The sequence below is a fragment of the Vibrio sp. RE86 genome (genome assembly GCF_013114545.1).
Lineage (GTDB): Bacteria > Pseudomonadota > Gammaproteobacteria > Enterobacterales > Vibrionaceae > Vibrio.
Genome location: NZ_VTXI01000004.1, coordinates 1 through 16639, shown reverse-complemented (window position 1 = coordinate 16639; position 16639 = coordinate 1). Strand labels below are relative to the sequence as shown.

At 45.9% G+C, this 16639-nt stretch carries 10 protein-coding genes; 5 read left to right on the top strand and 5 right to left on the bottom strand.

Annotation, left to right across the window (positions count from 1 at the left end):
* Positions 1-51 precede the first annotated feature (51 nt).
* On the top strand, positions 52-1008 hold the full coding sequence (locus F0231_RS05290; RefSeq protein WP_171758681.1) for a glutathione S-transferase family protein: 957 nt from the start codon (positions 52-54) through the stop codon (positions 1006-1008).
* Between the two features lie 69 nt (positions 1009-1077).
* Here F0231_RS05290 and F0231_RS05285 read toward each other — a convergent pair whose 3' ends face one another.
* The 4 genes from F0231_RS05285 to F0231_RS05270 all read right to left on the bottom strand — a co-directional run bounded on the left by F0231_RS05285 (position 1078) and on the right by F0231_RS05270 (position 8200).
* Positions 1078-2262: an OmpP1/FadL family transporter gene (locus F0231_RS05285; protein WP_171758680.1), complete on the bottom strand. Its 1185-nt coding sequence runs from the start codon at positions 2260-2262 to the stop codon at positions 1078-1080.
* A 5-nt stretch (positions 2263-2267) separates the two neighbouring features.
* Positions 2268-4505, bottom strand: a complete 2238-nt coding sequence (locus F0231_RS05280; protein WP_171758679.1) for an alpha/beta fold hydrolase — start codon at positions 4503-4505, stop codon at positions 2268-2270.
* 210 nt (positions 4506-4715) lie between these two features.
* A complete protein-coding gene (gene pta, locus F0231_RS05275; protein WP_171758678.1) occupies positions 4716-6881 on the bottom strand; it encodes a phosphate acetyltransferase in 2166 nt (721 codons plus the stop codon).
* A gap of 122 nt (positions 6882-7003) precedes the next feature.
* Complete coding sequence (locus tag F0231_RS05270; protein ID WP_171758677.1) at positions 7004-8200, bottom strand: acetate kinase; 1197 nt, start codon at positions 8198-8200, stop codon at positions 7004-7006.
* A 346-nt stretch (positions 8201-8546) separates the two neighbouring features.
* Here F0231_RS05270 and yfbV point away from each other — a divergent pair, with 346 nt between their 5' ends.
* Positions 8547-8999: a terminus macrodomain insulation protein YfbV gene (yfbV, locus tag F0231_RS05265; protein WP_171758676.1), complete on the top strand. Its 453-nt coding sequence runs from the start codon at positions 8547-8549 to the stop codon at positions 8997-8999.
* Between the two features lie 128 nt (positions 9000-9127).
* Entirely contained in the window at positions 9128-11203 is a 2076-nt protein-coding gene (locus F0231_RS05260; protein WP_171758675.1) for an alpha-amylase family glycosyl hydrolase, read from the top strand.
* A gap of 65 nt (positions 11204-11268) precedes the next feature.
* Here F0231_RS05260 and ald read toward each other — a convergent pair whose 3' ends face one another.
* Positions 11269-12393, bottom strand: a complete 1125-nt coding sequence (gene ald / locus F0231_RS05255; RefSeq protein ID WP_171758674.1) for an alanine dehydrogenase — start codon at positions 12391-12393, stop codon at positions 11269-11271.
* 174 nt (positions 12394-12567) lie between these two features.
* Here ald and lrp point away from each other — a divergent pair, with 174 nt between their 5' ends.
* On the top strand, positions 12568-13062 hold the full coding sequence (lrp, locus tag F0231_RS05250; protein WP_004414493.1) for a leucine-responsive transcriptional regulator Lrp: 495 nt from the start codon (positions 12568-12570) through the stop codon (positions 13060-13062).
* 181 nt (positions 13063-13243) lie between these two features.
* The gene (locus F0231_RS05245; RefSeq protein WP_171758673.1) at positions 13244-16369 is read left to right on the top strand and encodes a DNA translocase FtsK 4TM domain-containing protein; all 3126 of its coding nucleotides are present in this window, start codon (positions 13244-13246) and stop codon (positions 16367-16369) included.
* Positions 16370-16639 lie beyond the last annotated feature (270 nt).

Genomic DNA, 16639 nt, shown 5'->3' with positions numbered 1-16639 from the left:
TTGGCTTTTTTTATACTTAAAACATCAGAATTAATGGGTTAGGAGACAGTCATGGGTAAGTTAGTTGAAGGTGTATGGCATGATGTTTGGTACGACACAAAGTCAAGCGGCGGAAAGTTTGTTCGTGAAGATGCGGGTTTTCGTGATTGGATAGAAAACACACCAGATGCGAAGTTCCAACCTGAATCAGGCCGCTACCATTTGTATGTGTCACTGGCTTGTCCGTGGGCGCACCGCACGCTTATCTTCCGTAAACTGAAAGGGCTTGAAGAGCACATTGATGTCACGGTGGTTTGCCCAGACATGATGAGTGAAGGGTGGCAAATGGGATTGCCTGAGCCGCTGTTTGGTCATACTCGTATGCATCAAATCTACACGCAAGCGAAACCTGATTACACTGGTCGAGTGACGGTTCCCGTTCTTTGGGATAAAAAACACAATACCATTGTCAGCAATGAGTCTTCTGAAATTATCCGCATGTTTAACTCAGCGTTCAATGAGTTGACGGGAAACACCGATGATTACTACCCTGAGCACAAGCAGGAAATCATCGATGAGTGGAATGCCTTTATTTACCCACATGTGAACAATGGCGTATATCGTTGCGGCTTTGCGACAACGCAAGACGCATACGAAGAAGCGTATGATCAGTTATTTGCTTCATTAGATCGATTGGATGACCATTTAGCCAACAACCGATACATTGCGGGCGATCGTATCACCGAGGCAGATTGGAGACTGTTTACCACTTTGATTCGTTTTGATGCAGTCTATGTGGGGCACTTTAAGTGTAACAAAAAACGTATAGCGGATTACCAACACTTGAATGGCTATATGAAAGAACTTTATCAGGTTCCGGGTGTGAAAGAGACCACAGACTTTTACCACATCAAGCGCCACTACTACTTCAGCCATACTGGTATAAATCCAACCCAAGTTGTGCCACAAGGGCCAGAGTTAGATCTTGAGTCCCCTCACCAGCGAGAGAATATCGGCATAGCGTTGTAGGTACAAATATAAAAAGGCCCTGCATTACATCAAGTAGTGCAGGGCAAAGCTCTTGGCTAAGAGAGGTGATTAAAACTTGTAGTTAATTTGAATGCCAGCCATCCATGCGTCGGTTGTCACATCCGATTGAATGTTGCTCGTTTCAATTACGGTTAAAGATTCGTTGATGTGAGCCTCTTCTCCAACGAGTAATCCTAACGCACCGTCTACTGTCCATTGCTTGGAAAGTTCATGACTCACGCCGAGGGTGAACCAATGGCGGTTTGTGTCGGGTATAGAAAGCGATGTCAGTTCATCAACTGGTGAGACATCATACATGTATCCGACACGGTACTCTGTGGTCGGTGATTGATACCAAGTCGCACCTAGTGATACATGCCCGCCGTCCTTCCATTGATACTCCTTGATAGGGCTAGAAAGACCATCAGAAGTTAACGAATCAAACTCAGACCAACTCACGTATTGAACACTGTAGTGAAGCGCAAAGATTGGTTGGATCTTGTGGTAACCCGAAAACTCAACCATGTCTGGGAGAGGAATATCCAAAGAGTCTGTTTTGGAAGTCAATTGATCCACTTGCCCCTCTGCGGTTAAGTCTGGGCTGAATCGATATGAAAGTCCAAAGCGATGATCTTGATTGATTTGGTAAGTCGCACCAAGATTAAAGCCCAAAGCCACACCATCGGCTTCGATATCAAGTAGGTTTTTACGTGAAATCTCACCTTCACCATAAATGGCATCAAGCCCAGCACCGACGGACCATTGTTCATTGATTTGATAAGCGGCACTCACTCCGAAATTGACGCTGCTAAGAGATGTTTTTCCGCCAAATTCGTCTGCCGGAAAATCATCGTTAAACTCGACATGGGTACCGAAGTTGGAGTGAATGGTCGCGCCAATCGTCCAAGCGGTGCCATCTATAGGATTAACATAGTGGAAGTTAGGCACAAACGTTGTGTTGTCTAGTTGGGTGTTATCGACTTCTTGGGTTTGGCCAAAGGCTGGCGTATAGAGTGTGTCGTTAAGCTCCACTTGGCTGTCGATGACCACAAATCCTAGTGATATTTGCTCTTGTTCAATAAGACTCATGGCAGCTGCGTTTTTTGACACGACACTGGCATTGTCTGCAATGACGGCATCTCCAGCGAACGCGCGGCCTAAGCCTGTTGCAGATTGTGAGTTGAGCTGAAATCCTGCTCCCACCGCTTGAGTCGCAGTCATTGAAATCGCTAAAGCTAAGATTGTCTTTTTCATTGTCATTACTCCAAGCCTTCTACATTGCCAAGGTCTTCGTCACCAAAGGTTATCTCGTCGCCTAAGCTGCTAATCATCTGATAGACCGCTTCTTGTTGAGTGTTAAGTGAGCTATAACCTTCGCCTGAGATCTCTTGCGCCGGCAGCCCTGATTCATCCATAGGCCCTTCATAAGGGAATAAGTAAGTGCCATGCCCACCAACAGTGGCTCTAATCACCCCTCGAATAGTAGATCCAGGATTTGCCGTAACATCGCTGGTGATATCTTCAAGAGCTAATGCTTTGATCAAAGGCTCCGTTCCAGTCATCACATTGTCTGTCGCATCATTTGGCACGACAGCGTCGGGCATGTATTCACCGAGCTCGCACTCTTGCCCGCAGTTGCCTTTTGCCTCAATTAATAGGGTTGGTTGAAGTTTTTCTACTTGGCGGCTTACTTTTGTTGCCGGGTCTGAAGCATCTATCGTGGTTTGAACCCCCTGCTTTAAGACGGGAACTAAAGCTTGGAAAATATCGTCTTCTAGCATACTGACTGGATTGTTATTAGCCGTAGATTGTAAGCGGTAATGATCTAGCGCATCCATACAAGTTTGGTTTGTATCATCAGGCTGACACTGATCGGGAATAACGGTTTCAGCGATGGCACGTTGAACATCGGAAGAGGCTTTGACAGAGTCTGCCATCTCTTCTCCAAGCGTGAGCGAACTCAAAGTGAGGTTCACTAAGCCTTGTCCTGGAACGACAAAGTTCGCAGTGGTCAGCTCTAGAGGGTTGGGAATAGGTTTGTTGTCTTTAGGTTGTGTCATCTCACTGATCATGACCGAGACAATACCGCCTAGAGAATGGCCGACTAGGTGAACCTCAGGTACAGTTTTAGTGAAGTCATTTAGCGCCCAGCGCAGAGCAATGAAATCGCCGACCGCTTGTGCGAGGTTTCCTTTCAACGTCAGTGGTGAATTGATGTTGATAAAGTAAGACTTGTCGGCAGCCGCACTGACTGGATTACCGTCCATATCCTCAATGATTCGTTCACCGTGGTAAGGCATATCAATTGCGATGACAGCATACCTAGACATTAGGTCAACGTAGTCTTTCATCATTAAAGATGCCGCACTTTTATCCGCAGTTACACCATGGACAAAGATAATGGTTGGTATCTCGCCTGCCTTAAATTTGTTAAAAATCGCAGTTTGGCCCTGTTCACTGTACGGGAGATACAAATCTACAGGGATAGACTGCTCTTCGGATTTTAGAGCGATGTTATCAGCTGATACATGGCTGCCATCTTTATTGGTCATCCAACGATACATATCTGGGCAACTGCTGATTGGGTCGTACTTGTCTAGTTTGCAGGTTGCAGAGTCGGCATCACTAAACGGCAGATAGTAGTTTGACGTAAGCGTTCCTTGGTATTTTGCATACTTGACGAACAAGTCTCCAACACCAGATTTTGTATTAACCTTAATCGGCTCGTTGATAGTTACGGGACTCGGGCTAAATTGTAGTGTGGCACCTTGGTTTTCTGTGACGATAGTATCGAGCAATGCATACGTATCTTGGGTGGTAAAGGAGGCAGCGTATACGATCTCTTCTTTAGATGTGTCTGCAAAGTGCCCCACGTAAGCGTCGAGAGCAAGTTGAGTTTTGTGCTTGAGCTCTCGTGTACGTTCGCCAAGTTCCTTTTCAGGGGTGTTAAGTAAACTAGCAAAACTCGCATCTGCTTGAAGTGGTTCACCAAATTGAGTTTGAGCGTCGTCCGTCACAATCAAGTAGTAAGTTTTTGCGCTTTCTAGTGCTGACTCACATTCGATGCGTATGTTACGCCCATCATTTGATAGCTTGGTTTCTATTGGCTGCATAGTTTCGCTATCAAATAGGAATACAGCACGCTCAAGAGAGGAGGTATCAAGAGGGTAGACTAAAGAAGAATCTACACTTTGGAGCGGAATCTCGATCGGCTCTACACAAAGCCCCCATCCGTCGACGCCTGCGAAGCTTGTTTCAAAGCTTTGGTAGTAGGAGAGCGTCTCTTGTTCAGATTGAGCGTAGATGGCGCTTGTATCAGGCTCATCGGGTAGTGAAATGGTTCCGTCGCTGTCATAACCGTAGCCATCATTGGGCATAGGAGGCTGCACCGTATTAAAAGGTACTTGTACAGAGACTTGTGATGTTGAGCTGTCGTCAGTTCCACAGCCAGACAGTAATACTACACCTGTAAGGGCGGAAGACAGGTAGGTGATCATTGTTGTTCTTTTCATAATCAGACCAGTCGTCGTAGGGGAGTTAGCGGGCTATAACAGCGAAAAAGCACTACGGGGACAAATGAATGACAATGAATCGATCTAAATAGAGATAATTTTAGATGATTGAGTATTGATGAAGGGCAGTAAATAATTGTTTTAAATAAAAAAGCCCCCGCACAAGGCGAGGGCTTTGAAACGTTTAGAGAAAGATTAGTTTACGACTTTCTCTTGTGCTTGTGCTGCTTGATCCGCTTGGATAGCAGTTAGAGCTACAGTGTAAACGATGTCGTCAACTAGAGCGCCGCGAGACAGGTCGTTTACAGGCTTACGCATACCTTGAAGCATTGGACCGATAGATACTAGGTCTGCTGAACGTTGTACCGCTTTGTAAGTCGTGTTACCCGTGTTTAGATCTGGGAATACGAATACAGTCGCTTTACCTGCTACTGGAGAGTTTGGCGCTTTAGAAGCTGCAACGTTTTCCATGATAGCCGCGTCGTACTGCAGAGGACCGTCGATCACTAGATCTGGACGCTTCGCTTGAGCAAGTTTCGTTGCTTCACGTACTTTATCTACGTCTGCACCCTTACCAGATTCACCAGTAGAGTAAGAGATCATAGCAACGCGTGGGTCGATACCAAATGCCGCTGCAGAATCAGCAGACTGGATAGCGATTTCAGCAAGCTGTTCAGCTGTTGGATCTGGGTTGATCGCACAGTCACCGTAAACCAGTACTTGGTCAGGCAGTAGCATGAAGAATACAGAAGAAACGATAGACGCATCAGGTGCAGTCTTGATGATCTGGAACGGAGGAACGATAGTGTTTGCAGTCGTGTGAACTGCACCAGAAACTAGACCGTCAACTTCGTCGTTCTCAAGCATCATTGTGCCAAGGAATACTGAATCTTGTAGCTTCTCACGAGCAACAACTTCAGTCATACCTTTCGCGCCACGTAGTTCAACTAGACGAGCAACGTAGTTTTCACGAACTTCATCAGAGTTGATGATAGTTACGCCAGCACCTAACTCAACGCCTTGCTGAGCCGCAACACGTTTGATTTCTTCTGGGTTACCAAGAAGCACACATTCCGCAATACCGCGCTCAGCACAGATCGCTGCTGCTTTAACAGTACGTGGCTCATCACCTTCAGGAAGAACGATACGTTTCGCTGCTTTACGAGCAAATTCAGTTAGCTGGTAACGGAATGCTGGTGGGCTTAGACGACGAGACTTTTCAGTACCCTCAGTCATAGACTCGATCCAGTTGCCATCGATGTTGCCAGCAACGTGCTCGTTGATGAACTCGATACGCTCTTTATCGTCTGCAGGAACCTCTAGGCTGAAGCTCTGTAGGTTTAGAGACGTCTGCCAAGTGTTGCCGTTTGCCTTGAAGATTGGAAGACCAGTATCAAGCGCAGGCTTGATTAGAGTCTCAATCTCAGCAGGGATATCGTAACCACCTGTTAGAAGGATCGCACCAATCTCAACGCCGTTCATTGCTGCAAGTGCTGCTGCAACGATTACGTCTGGACGGTCTGCTGAAGTTACAAGCAGTGAACCTGGTTTGAAGTGTTCAATCATGTGCGGTAGAGAACGTGCACAGAAAGTGATGCTCTTGATACGACGAGTATTCAAGTCACCTTCGTTGATGATTTCTGCATCAAGGTGTTTAGCCATGTCTGAAGCACGAGTTGCAATCAGCTCGATGCTCCAAGGCACACAACCAAGAACACGGATAGGAGAAGTGTTGAAGATCTCCATCACTTTTAGTTCGTTCTGCTGAGCGCTGTCTGCATCGTCAAAGATTTCAGATAGGTCAGGGCGAGTACGACCTGCTTCATCGACTGGAGCGTTAAGCTTGTTGATGATAACGCCAGAGATGTTTTTGTTCTTAGTGCCACCGAAGTTAGAACATGCTACTTCGATACGCTCTTTAAGTTGCGCAGGATTATCAGTACCTGGAGTTGCAACTAGCACGATTTCAGCGCCAAGTGTTGCTGCGATTTCAGCGTTCACTTGGTTAGCAAATGGGTGCTTACGAGTTGGAACTAGACCTTCGATAAGTGTTACGTCAGCATCTTTGTTGATCTGGTTGTAACGCTCAACAACAGTTTCTAGTAGCTCGTCCATGTTGTCGTTACCGATTAGGCTTTCAGCAACTGACATAGAAAGAGGTTGGCCAATCTTAACATCGCTGTTTGTGCCAACGATTGTTGAAGTTAGATCCGGCTGATCGCCACCAGAACGTGGCTGAGAAATAGGTTTGTAGAAAGAAACCTTAACGCCTTTGCGCTCCATTGCGCGAAGAACACCCATGCTTGCGCTAGTAAGACCAACACCAGCACTTGCAGGGATAAGCATAATAGTACGAGACATTCGTAGAGTACCTATAGCTATTGGGGATAAAAGCTCAACTATTATTCCTTGCGTCGCAAAGAATAGGAGTTGAGCCCCAGAATAAGAAAACCGGCTGCTATTGAAGCAGCCGGTTAAGTCAATTAAAGACCTGCTAGACGTGCAGTGTCTTCAGCGATAACTAGCTCTTCGTTAGTAGAGATAACCATTGCTGGGATGCGGCTGTCAGCAGTTGTGATAACGCCTTCGCCACCGAAGCGAGCTTTAAGGTTAGCTTCGCCGTCAACTTCGATACCGAAGATACCTAGACGGTTAAGAACTAGTTCACGGATTGGAGCGCCGTTTTCACCGATACCACCAGTGAACACGATAGCGTCTAGACGACCGTCAAGAGATGCAGTGTAACCAGCGATGTATTTCGCTAGACGATGACACATTACGTCCATTGCGCGAGTTGCAGCTTCTTCTTTACCGTAGTTGTCTTCAACGAAACGACAGTCAGGGGAAACAGCAGTTAGACCTGCAAGACCAGACTCTTTAGTTAGCATGTCGTTGATTTCTTTAACAGAGTAACCAAGAGTGTCGTGTAGGTGGAAGATGATCGCAGGGTCGATGTCACCACAACGAGTACCCATCACTAGACCTTCAAGAGGAGTTAGACCCATAGAAGTATCTACAGATTGACCGTTCTTGATTGCACACACAGATGCACCGTTACCTAGGTGACAGTTGATGATGTTTACTTCGTCAGCTGGCTTACCTAGTTGCTCAGCAACTTCGCGAGCGATGAATAGGTGAGAAGTACCGTGCATGCCGTAACGACGGATACCGTGCTCTTCGTACAGTTTGTATGGTAGAGCGTATAGGTAAGACTCTTGAGGCATTGTCTGGTGGAATGCAGTATCAAATACAGCAGACATTGGTAGACCAGGGAATGACTTTTGAGCAGCCTTGATACCGATGATTGCAGCAGGGTTGTGAAGAGGTGCTAGAGCCGCACAGTCTTCGATACCTTTCAGTACGTCATCAGTGATAAGAGCAGACTGAGTGAACTTCTCGCCGCCGTGTACTACACGGTGACCAACAGCTGCTAGGTTTTCAGCAAGTTCTGGCTTAGAAGCAAGAATAGTTTCTACCATGAACGCTAGCGCTTCTTCGTGAGCTGCACCGTTACCTAGTTGAGCTTCGTGCTTGCCATCAAGTTTCCACTTGATACGAGCTTCAGGAAGGTGCAGACACTCTGCAAGACCTGTTAGATGCTCGTCGCCGCTCTCGGCATCAACAACAGCAAATTTAAGAGAAGAACTACCGCAGTTTAAAACTAAAACTAGCTTTGACATGTGTGACTACCTGTAATAATCAGTTAGGATAAAAATTAATCACAAGAATAGACGATGCTATAAAAGCTGCGTACTAATCTTGGTCAAAAAAACTTTGAATTCCGTATAAAGAGACATTGTGAGTTGCACAAGTCCTTTGCATCCGATGCAGAAAGGTCTCAAGAGTTGCTTAAATTGTAAATAACAGCAACAATGAGATTGTGGGTCCGCAAAGGATAACGATAATAGGCAATGATAACAAAAAAAATTTGAAAGAATATTAACTTTCATCAATTTTTTCTTCGTTTAGTTGAATCTTTCAACTAAATTTTAGCTTTTGGACCCGATGTTGAAGTGAGAGAGCCTTATGAGCAATAAAGTCGGTTTAGTTCACAGTCTACGTGACGGACAAAAATACATGGACACATGGCCAATGCGGAAAGAGCTAAACATGCTGTTTCCCGAGCAGCGTATTATCAAGGCGACGCGCTTTGGTGTTAAAGTCATGCCCGCAATCGCAGCGATCAGTGTGTTGACTCAAATGGCATTCAATAACTACCAATCGATGCCTCAAGCCGTGATCATCGCGCTGTTTGCGATCAGTATGCCAATTCAAGGTATGTGGTGGCTCGGTAATCGTTCTAATACCCAACTTCCTCCTGCGCTTGCAGGCTGGTATCGCGAGATTTACCAAAAGATTACGGAAAGTGGTTTTGCTTTGGAGCCGATGAAATCTCGCCCTCGATATAAAGAATTAGCTCAGATTTTAAACCGAGCCTTCAACCAGTTAGATAAAACCTCGCTCGAACGCTGGTTCTAACTCAAGATCCTTTCTTCTTTACTTGAAAGCACATTTACACCCGTAGATGTGCTTTTTTGATCGCCGTCACTCATCCTCTTGAATACGCCTAGAACAGTAAAGTAAAGGAGGATTTATAGATTCGTCTTATGTTTCATACTCACGTTAAACAACAGAATCAGGACGAGAACGTGAAACCACCTCTCTCTGTTTTAACGCTCTCGATCGCTAGTGTACTTCTTGCGGGCTGTAGCGTGCATTCAGACAATGAACCAACCGCGCAACATCAAAGCTATCAATGCGATACAGAGCTTACGCAGCAAACGGATGATTTACGAATCTATCAAGTGATGGTCGAAAGCTTTGTTAATGGAGATAAGAGCATTGGGCATGGCACCGGCTATGGTAAGAGCCATCATATGGGCGATATTCGAGGGATCATTAACTCCCTAGACTATATCCAGTCATTAGGTATGAACGCCATTTGGTTAACGCCGATCTTTCATTCTGTTCCCGCCCCAAACCAAGACCATTGGGCGGATAGATTAGATGCCACCGGCTATTTTGCGACTAACTACTTTGGCATCGACCCGCGTTTTGGCACCATGGAAGATGCCAAAGAATTAGTGGAGCAAGCGCATGCAAGAGGCTTATATGTCTTTTTTGATGGGGTGTTTGGCCATCATAAAGAGAGCGGGGCAATGCCTTCACCTAACGGCAACCTTCCGTCTGGCCCCCACAACCCTGTGGATTATCCTCAAAGTATCGAGTTCTACAAGGAAGTGGCCGAGTACTGGATAACAGAGCTCAAAATCGATGGTTGGCGTCTCGATCAAGCGTATCAAGTTCCACCAGAGGCGTGGGTCGAAATCCGAGAGGGCGTCGGTCGTGCATCTAAATCGGTCACTTACACCAATCAAGATGGCGATAGCGTTAATCCATTGGGCTACATGGTCGCAGAAGTTTGGGCTGGTGAGAATCGAATCATTGAAACGGCATATGGATCCAATGAGCAGCCAACATTGTGCTCAGCATTTGATTTTCCTGTTCGCTATCGCCTAGTAGAAACGCTTGCAGTCAATGAAGCGGGCGTTGGAGGTAAAAGCGGAGCATGGCTAAACGAAGGCATGTCATTGCATGAGCTCTACCCAAATCATGCCAAACCTAATTTAATGATTGGCAATCACGATCTTGTGCGATTTGGTGATCTTCTTCAGCGAGGTAACCTTGCCCAGCCAGAACAAGATGAGTATTGGCTACGTCATAAAGCGGTATTCTCTTTCCAGGCCGCTTATACAGGTCCTATTACCTTCTACTATGGTGATGAGATTGGCGACCAGCTAGACAACTATGCCGATAAGGTGGAGCAAAATTGTGCTGTTCAAGGTCTGTGTGACGACCACGTTGCTAGAACCAGTGGTAAAGTGGAAGGTCTAACGGCGGAATTAAATGATCGTCAGCGTGACCTGAAACAATATGTTACTAACTTGATGACGTTGCGAGAAAGCCATTCTGCGCTCTACGCAGGAGAAAGGATTAGCCTTGTCGCAGACGATACATTTTATGTCGACCACAAACAATCGCCTGATGAAGCGATCATTTTTGCTATGAACCTAACGGATAAAGAGCAAACGCTGCATCTCGAATCTGACAGTGCAGGGTCTCTTGGCCAGTTAACGGATCTAATGTCGAATACCCAGCATCTACTGACAAAGGGCAAGTATTCGATAAACCTTGCTCCGTTTGAAGCTCGTTTCCTATCTATCGAAAAGCCGTCAGAAACCGGCCCAATAATAGAAGATGATAAAGTGGCGCTAGCAACCGGTGTTGGATTTATGGCTCAGTGTGACAATCCAACTCTGAACGAGTCAGGACCAGTAAATGACAAGTTGTATTTGGTTGGTGATTTTTCTGACTCCGGCTGGAAACATAAAAACCATCGCGCTTTTGAATATAAAGGTGATGGGGTTTATCAGGTTGTGACGATGGAAAAGCCGGGAAGCTATAGAATGCAATATGCAGCACAATCTTGGTCGCCTCAATTTACCGCAGACGGTTTGAGCTTAAAGCTAGGTGTGGAGAACAGTTTAATACGATCTGGCTATGGAAAAGACACTGCAATAACTTTGCGCGAAGGTGGCCAGTATGTTTGGAGTCTGAAGTTTGATAACGCGGGTACCCCAGAAGCGATAATGGCGTCTAAGTGCCCGACAAAGATGCAATAAAACGATTGAAAAGAAAAAGCGCTCACATAATGTGAGCGCTTTCTTGTATCTGAGACAACTATGAATTAGTTGAACATTGCGATAGCGTCGGCTGGGTCTACGTATTCTAGATCGAAGCTTTCTGCTACTTCTTTACATGTCACTTTACCATGGATTACGTTTAGACCTTCTAGGAAGCCGTTGTCTTCTAGAAGTGCTTCACGGTAGCCTTTGTTCGCAAGTTTAACGATGTAAGGTAGTGTCGCATTGTTTAGTGCGAATGTTGATGTGCGAGCAACAGCACCTGGCATGTTAGCAACACAGTAGTGAACCACATCATCAATAATGTACGTTGGTTCTGCGTGTGTTGTTGCGTGTGACGTTTCGAAACAACCACCTTGGTCGATTGCTACGTCAACAACTGCAGCGCCTGGCTTCATCTTAGCGATGTGCTCTTTAGTAACAAGTTTAGGAGCTGCTGCGCCAGGGATTAGAACCGCACCAATGACTAGGTCAGCTTCTAGAACATGCTTCTCAATTGCGTCTTCAGTAGAATAAACCACTTTTGCACGACCTTGGAATTCTTCATCTAGACGACGAAGTGTATCAACATTGCGATCTAGGATAGTTACGTCTGCACGAAGGCCTACTGCCATGCGCGCTGCGTTTGCACCAACAACGCCGCCACCAACAACAACAACTTTTGCTGGCTCAACGCCCGGTACACCGCCTAGTAGAAGGCCACGACCACCGTGAGATTTCTCTAAAGTTTGTGCACCTGCTTGAATAGACATGCGACCTGCAACCTCAGACATTGGAGCAAGTAGTGGCAAGCGACCCATATTATCTGTTACAGTCTCGTATGCTATACAGACAGCTTTGCTCTTGATTAGCTCTTCAGTTTGTGGAAAATCTGGTGCTAGGTGCAAATAAGTAAATAATATTTGCCCCTCACGAAGCATAGCTCGCTCGACAGCTTGAGGTTCTTTAACCTTTACAATCATTTCTGCTTTCGCGAAAACGTCAGCAGCGGTAGGAAGAATGGATGCGCCTACAGCGATGTAATCATCGTCTGAAAAACCGATGCCTGAACCGGCAGTGGTTTCAACAAAAACTTGGTGACCTTGAGACACTAGCTCGCGAACGCTCGCTGGGATCATGCCAACACGGTATTCGTGGTTTTTGATTTCCTTAGGTACGCCAATGATCATCCTGACTCCTCATTTTATTTTGGTTGTATAAACTATAGTAGTTGTATTAACTGTGTGTAGGGTAATTCTGTCGAATTAATATCTAGTATAGATATGATTGAATAAAATTTGATACTGAATATTAAAAAGTTGTAGTATATTTTTTTGCAAGGAAGTAATAAGGTGGAATAAAAAATGGCAGACAACAATAAAAAGCCGTCCAAGGATCTAGACCGTATCGATCGCAACATTCTAAATGAGTTGCAAAAAGATGGTCGAATTTCGAACGTAGAGTTATCTAAACGTGTGGGTCTATCACCTACACCATGTTTGGAGCGCGTACGTCGTTTGGAGCGTCAAGGATACATCACTGGGTATACAGCACTGCTTAACCCGCAGTATTTAGACGCTTCACTACTCGTTTTCGTTGAGATTACGCTTAATCGTGGTGCACCTGACGTGTTTGAACAGTTCAACACTGCGGTACAAAAGCTAGATGACATCCAAGAGTGTCACCTAGTGTCTGGTGATTTCGATTACCTATTGAAGACGCGTGTATCTGACATGAGTGCGTATCGTAAGCTTTTGGGCGACACATTATTGCGCCTACCAGGTGTTAATGACACTCGTACATACGTTGTTATGGAAGAAGTGAAGCAAACTAACCAATTGGTCATTAAAACTCGATAAGCGATACAGCACTGCCTAAAGTCATAATTGCTTTCTATATTCTGACTTTAAGCAATTGGGTTTTTGCCGTTGATATGGTTAAATCGATAGTCCGAGTAGCATAGCTGCTCGGACTATTTTTCTTTCTACCAATCAAAATCTCTTCTATGTTGATTGGTGCTTCATATAGATAAAGTTGGTTATGTTTAAAGAAACCAAAAATAAAGTAGAAACAATCATCAAAACAGGTGAAGAAACACCGCTTTCTCGTCTGAGTGGTCCTCAGCGCCTTCAAGAGTGTAGCTTGATCGTGATTGTTCTGGCGTCAATCTTACTTTCTGTTGCCTTGTTAACGTTTAACGCTGCTGACCCTTCGTGGTCTCAAACTGCTTGGGGCGGTGAAATTAATAATGCGGGTGGTTTAGCAGGTGCTTGGCTTGCAGATACACTTTTCTTTGTTTTTGGCTCACTCGCTTATGTTCTTCCTATTGTCATTACGGGCACTGCGTGGGTAGTGCTCCGTAAAAGAGGAGAAGATGAACCCGTTGACCTCATGCTTTGGGGAACACGTCTACTCGGGTTGACCATTGTCATTCTCACCAGTTGTGGTCTTGCGGATATCAACTTTGACGATATTTGGTATTTCTCTTCTGGCGGCGTCATTGGCGATGTCCTAACCAGTCTTGCACTGCCAACGTTGAACATCTTAGGAACGACGCTAGTTTTCTTGTTTCTTTGGGGAGCAGGTTTCACATTGCTTACCGGTATTTCTTGGCTATCGATCGTCGATTGGTTAGGGGAGAGCGCAATTTCAGCGTTTACCGCTTTAGTAAATCGTATCCGTGGCCAAAGCGACGAGACACTGGAAGCTGAGCTGAATGACTACGAAAAAGAGGATCGCCTTGAACCTCAAACGAGTACGCAGAAAGAAGGCGATCTTGAGCTTTCAGATATTGAACCAATCTATGCTGACTCGAATGATGTTAACGAGCCGCAAACGGAATCAGAACCAAGACGCTTCAATATTCATATTCCTGAGTCTCAAACATCAATGACACCGCACGAACATTCAGAATATACACCTGAACCTGTTTACGCGGAAACAGCGCAGCCAGAGCCTATTTATCAACAACCTGAGCAGCCGACGGCTGAGCCAATGATGACTTCGCCAGTCGAAGCGCCTGCCGCGCCTCAAGTCGAACGCACACAACAGCTTGGTGCGACGATTGAAGAATTAGAGAAAGCGGCGCAGCAAGATGATGACTTTGTTGGTACACCAACGCTACAAGCAGCAACCGTTGCTGCAACGGCAGCAGTGACTTCACATGCAGTGCAAGGCGCGCCAGCATCGATTGAACCTTCTTTTGAAGCAGAGGAATTCGCATCAGAACCTTACGCAGCTGAGCCTGAAGTAGTTCAAGAGCCTTATCATCAAGCGATAGAACAAACGACTGCGGTCGAAGAGCACGCACCAGTGTCTGAACAAGAGCTACCTTGGCATGAAAGCGTTGAAGATGTGCAAGTCGCTAATGAAGAAGCGGAATATGAGGTACTACGCGATGATGTCACCCAACCGACCATTGGTGATCATGAGCTTGAGCAAATTTCTGCGCAAGTAGAGCCACAGCCTCATCATCAAGAGCCAACGATATCGTCGTTCGATGTGGTTGAAGAGGCAGAAATAACCCCAGTTGACACTGAAGAACCTTTTGAACCTGGAGATGCGGATGCCGCTGCGCTGCACAACCTTGTTGAAGAAGCACAAGCTAAAGTGGCCGCACAGCAAAATCCTTTCTTAGTGCAACATGAGCCGAATTTACCTAAACCGGTAGAACCAATGCCTACGTTGGAACTGCTCTACCACCCAGAACAACGCGATAATTTTATTGACCGTGATGCACTAGAAAATATCGCGCGTCTTGTTGAAGCTAAATTGGCTGACTACAAAATTAAAGCTGAGGTGGTCGATATCTTCCCTGGGCCGGTGATTACTCGATTTGAACTGGATCTTGCTCCAGGGGTTAAAGTGAGCCGAATTTCTGGTCTTTCAATGGACTTGGCACGCTCGCTTTCTGCCATGGCTGTACGTGTTGTAGAAGTGATTCCGGGTAAACCTTATGTCGGCCTTGAGTTACCTAACATGAGCCGTCAGACCGTATTCTTCTCAGATGTGGTGGGTAGCCAGCAGTTTATTGAAGCCAAATCGCCAACAACGGTTGTCTTAGGTCAAGATATTGCGGGCGAAGCCGTGATTGCTGATCTTTCTAAGATGCCACACGTTCTTGTTGCGGGTACCACAGGTTCAGGTAAGTCTGTCGGCGTTAACGTTATGATTCTGAGTATGCTCTACAAAGCGACGCCAGAAGATGTTCGTTTCATCATGATTGACCCGAAAATGCTTGAATTGTCAGTTTATGAGGGGATTCCTCATCTGCTTTCTGAAGTGGTTACTGACATGAAAGATGCGTCGAATGCTCTTCGTTGGTGTGTGGGCGAGATGGAGCGTCGCTATAAGCTGATGTCTGCATTGGGCGTACGTAACATTAAAGGCTTTAATGATAAGCTTAAGATGGCAGCAGACGCCGGGCATCCGATTCATGACCCACTGTGGCAACCGGGCGACAGTATGGACGAGCAGGCGCCGTTGCTTGAGAAGCTGCCTTACATCGTTGTCATAGTTGATGAATTTGCTGACTTGATGATGGTTGTGGGTAAGAAGGTTGAAGAGCTGATCGCTCGTCTTGCTCAAAAAGCTCGTGCAGCAGGTGTTCATTTGATTCTTGCAACTCAGCGTCCATCTGTAGACGTTATTACTGGTCTAATTAAAGCGAATATCCCAACTCGTGTTGCTTTTACTGTTTCAACGAAAACGGATTCACGTACCATTCTTGATCAGGGTGGCGCAGAATCGTTACTTGGCATGGGTGATATGCTTTACCTACCGCCGGGCTCAAGCCACACAGTGCGTGTTCACGGTGCCTTTGCTTCAGATGATGATGTTCATGCTGTAGTGAACAACTGGAAAGCACGTGGTAAGCCGAACTATATCGAAGAAATTACTAACGGTGATCAAGGCCCTGAAGCGCTGTTACCAGGCGAAAAGCCGGAAGGTGAAGAGGATATGGATCCACTGTTTGACCAAGTGGTTGAGCATGTCGTTCAATCTCGCCGTGGCTCCGTGTCAGGTGTTCAACGTCGCTTTAAGATTGGTTATAACCGCGCAGCACGAATTGTTGAGCAACTTGAAGCTCAAGGCATTGTCAGTGCTCCAGGTCATAATGGTAACCGTGAAGTATTGGCCCCAGCACCAGGGCGTGAGATGAACTAAGGTTCCAGACTAGAAAGGTTTAATCAAAGGGTTAGCGATGAGCTAGCCCTTTTTTGTTGAGCGATCGGTAACCCTCGAAAACCGAACACTGTCATCCTCGAGAGCGAGGGACGAGTGAGTTGAGGATATCCAAAAGCATGTCGAGAACTTTAACAAGACGCCTCGGCAATAAAAATGTATGGTCCGCCCCGTTATTGCAACTACAATTTAGTAATAACGGAGTTGGTTTGCGCTAATGTATTCGGAGTCCGCGTCGGGAACATTAACTTC

What these genes read in the sequence shown, in the direction of transcription:
- F0231_RS05290 (WP_171758681.1), top strand. Translation starts at nt 52, where the DNA reads ATGGGTAAGTTAGTTGAAGGTGTATGGCATGATGTTTGGTACGACACA.
- F0231_RS05285 (WP_171758680.1), bottom strand. Translation starts at nt 2,262, where the DNA reads ATGAAAAAGACAATCTTAGCTTTAGCGATTTCAATGACTGCGACTCAA.
- F0231_RS05280 (WP_171758679.1), bottom strand. Translation starts at nt 4,505, where the DNA reads ATGATCACCTACCTGTCTTCCGCCCTTACAGGTGTAGTATTACTGTCT.
- pta (WP_171758678.1), bottom strand. Translation starts at nt 6,881, where the DNA reads ATGTCTCGTACTATTATGCTTATCCCTGCAAGTGCTGGTGTTGGTCTT.
- F0231_RS05270 (WP_171758677.1), bottom strand. Translation starts at nt 8,200, where the DNA reads ATGTCAAAGCTAGTTTTAGTTTTAAACTGCGGTAGTTCTTCTCTTAAA.
- yfbV (WP_171758676.1), top strand. Translation starts at nt 8,547, where the DNA reads ATGAGCAATAAAGTCGGTTTAGTTCACAGTCTACGTGACGGACAAAAA.
- F0231_RS05260 (WP_171758675.1), top strand. Translation starts at nt 9,128, where the DNA reads ATGTTTCATACTCACGTTAAACAACAGAATCAGGACGAGAACGTGAAA.
- ald (WP_171758674.1), bottom strand. Translation starts at nt 12,393, where the DNA reads ATGATCATTGGCGTACCTAAGGAAATCAAAAACCACGAATACCGTGTT.
- lrp (WP_004414493.1), top strand. Translation starts at nt 12,568, where the DNA reads ATGGCAGACAACAATAAAAAGCCGTCCAAGGATCTAGACCGTATCGAT.
- F0231_RS05245 (WP_171758673.1), top strand. Translation starts at nt 13,244, where the DNA reads ATGTTTAAAGAAACCAAAAATAAAGTAGAAACAATCATCAAAACAGGT.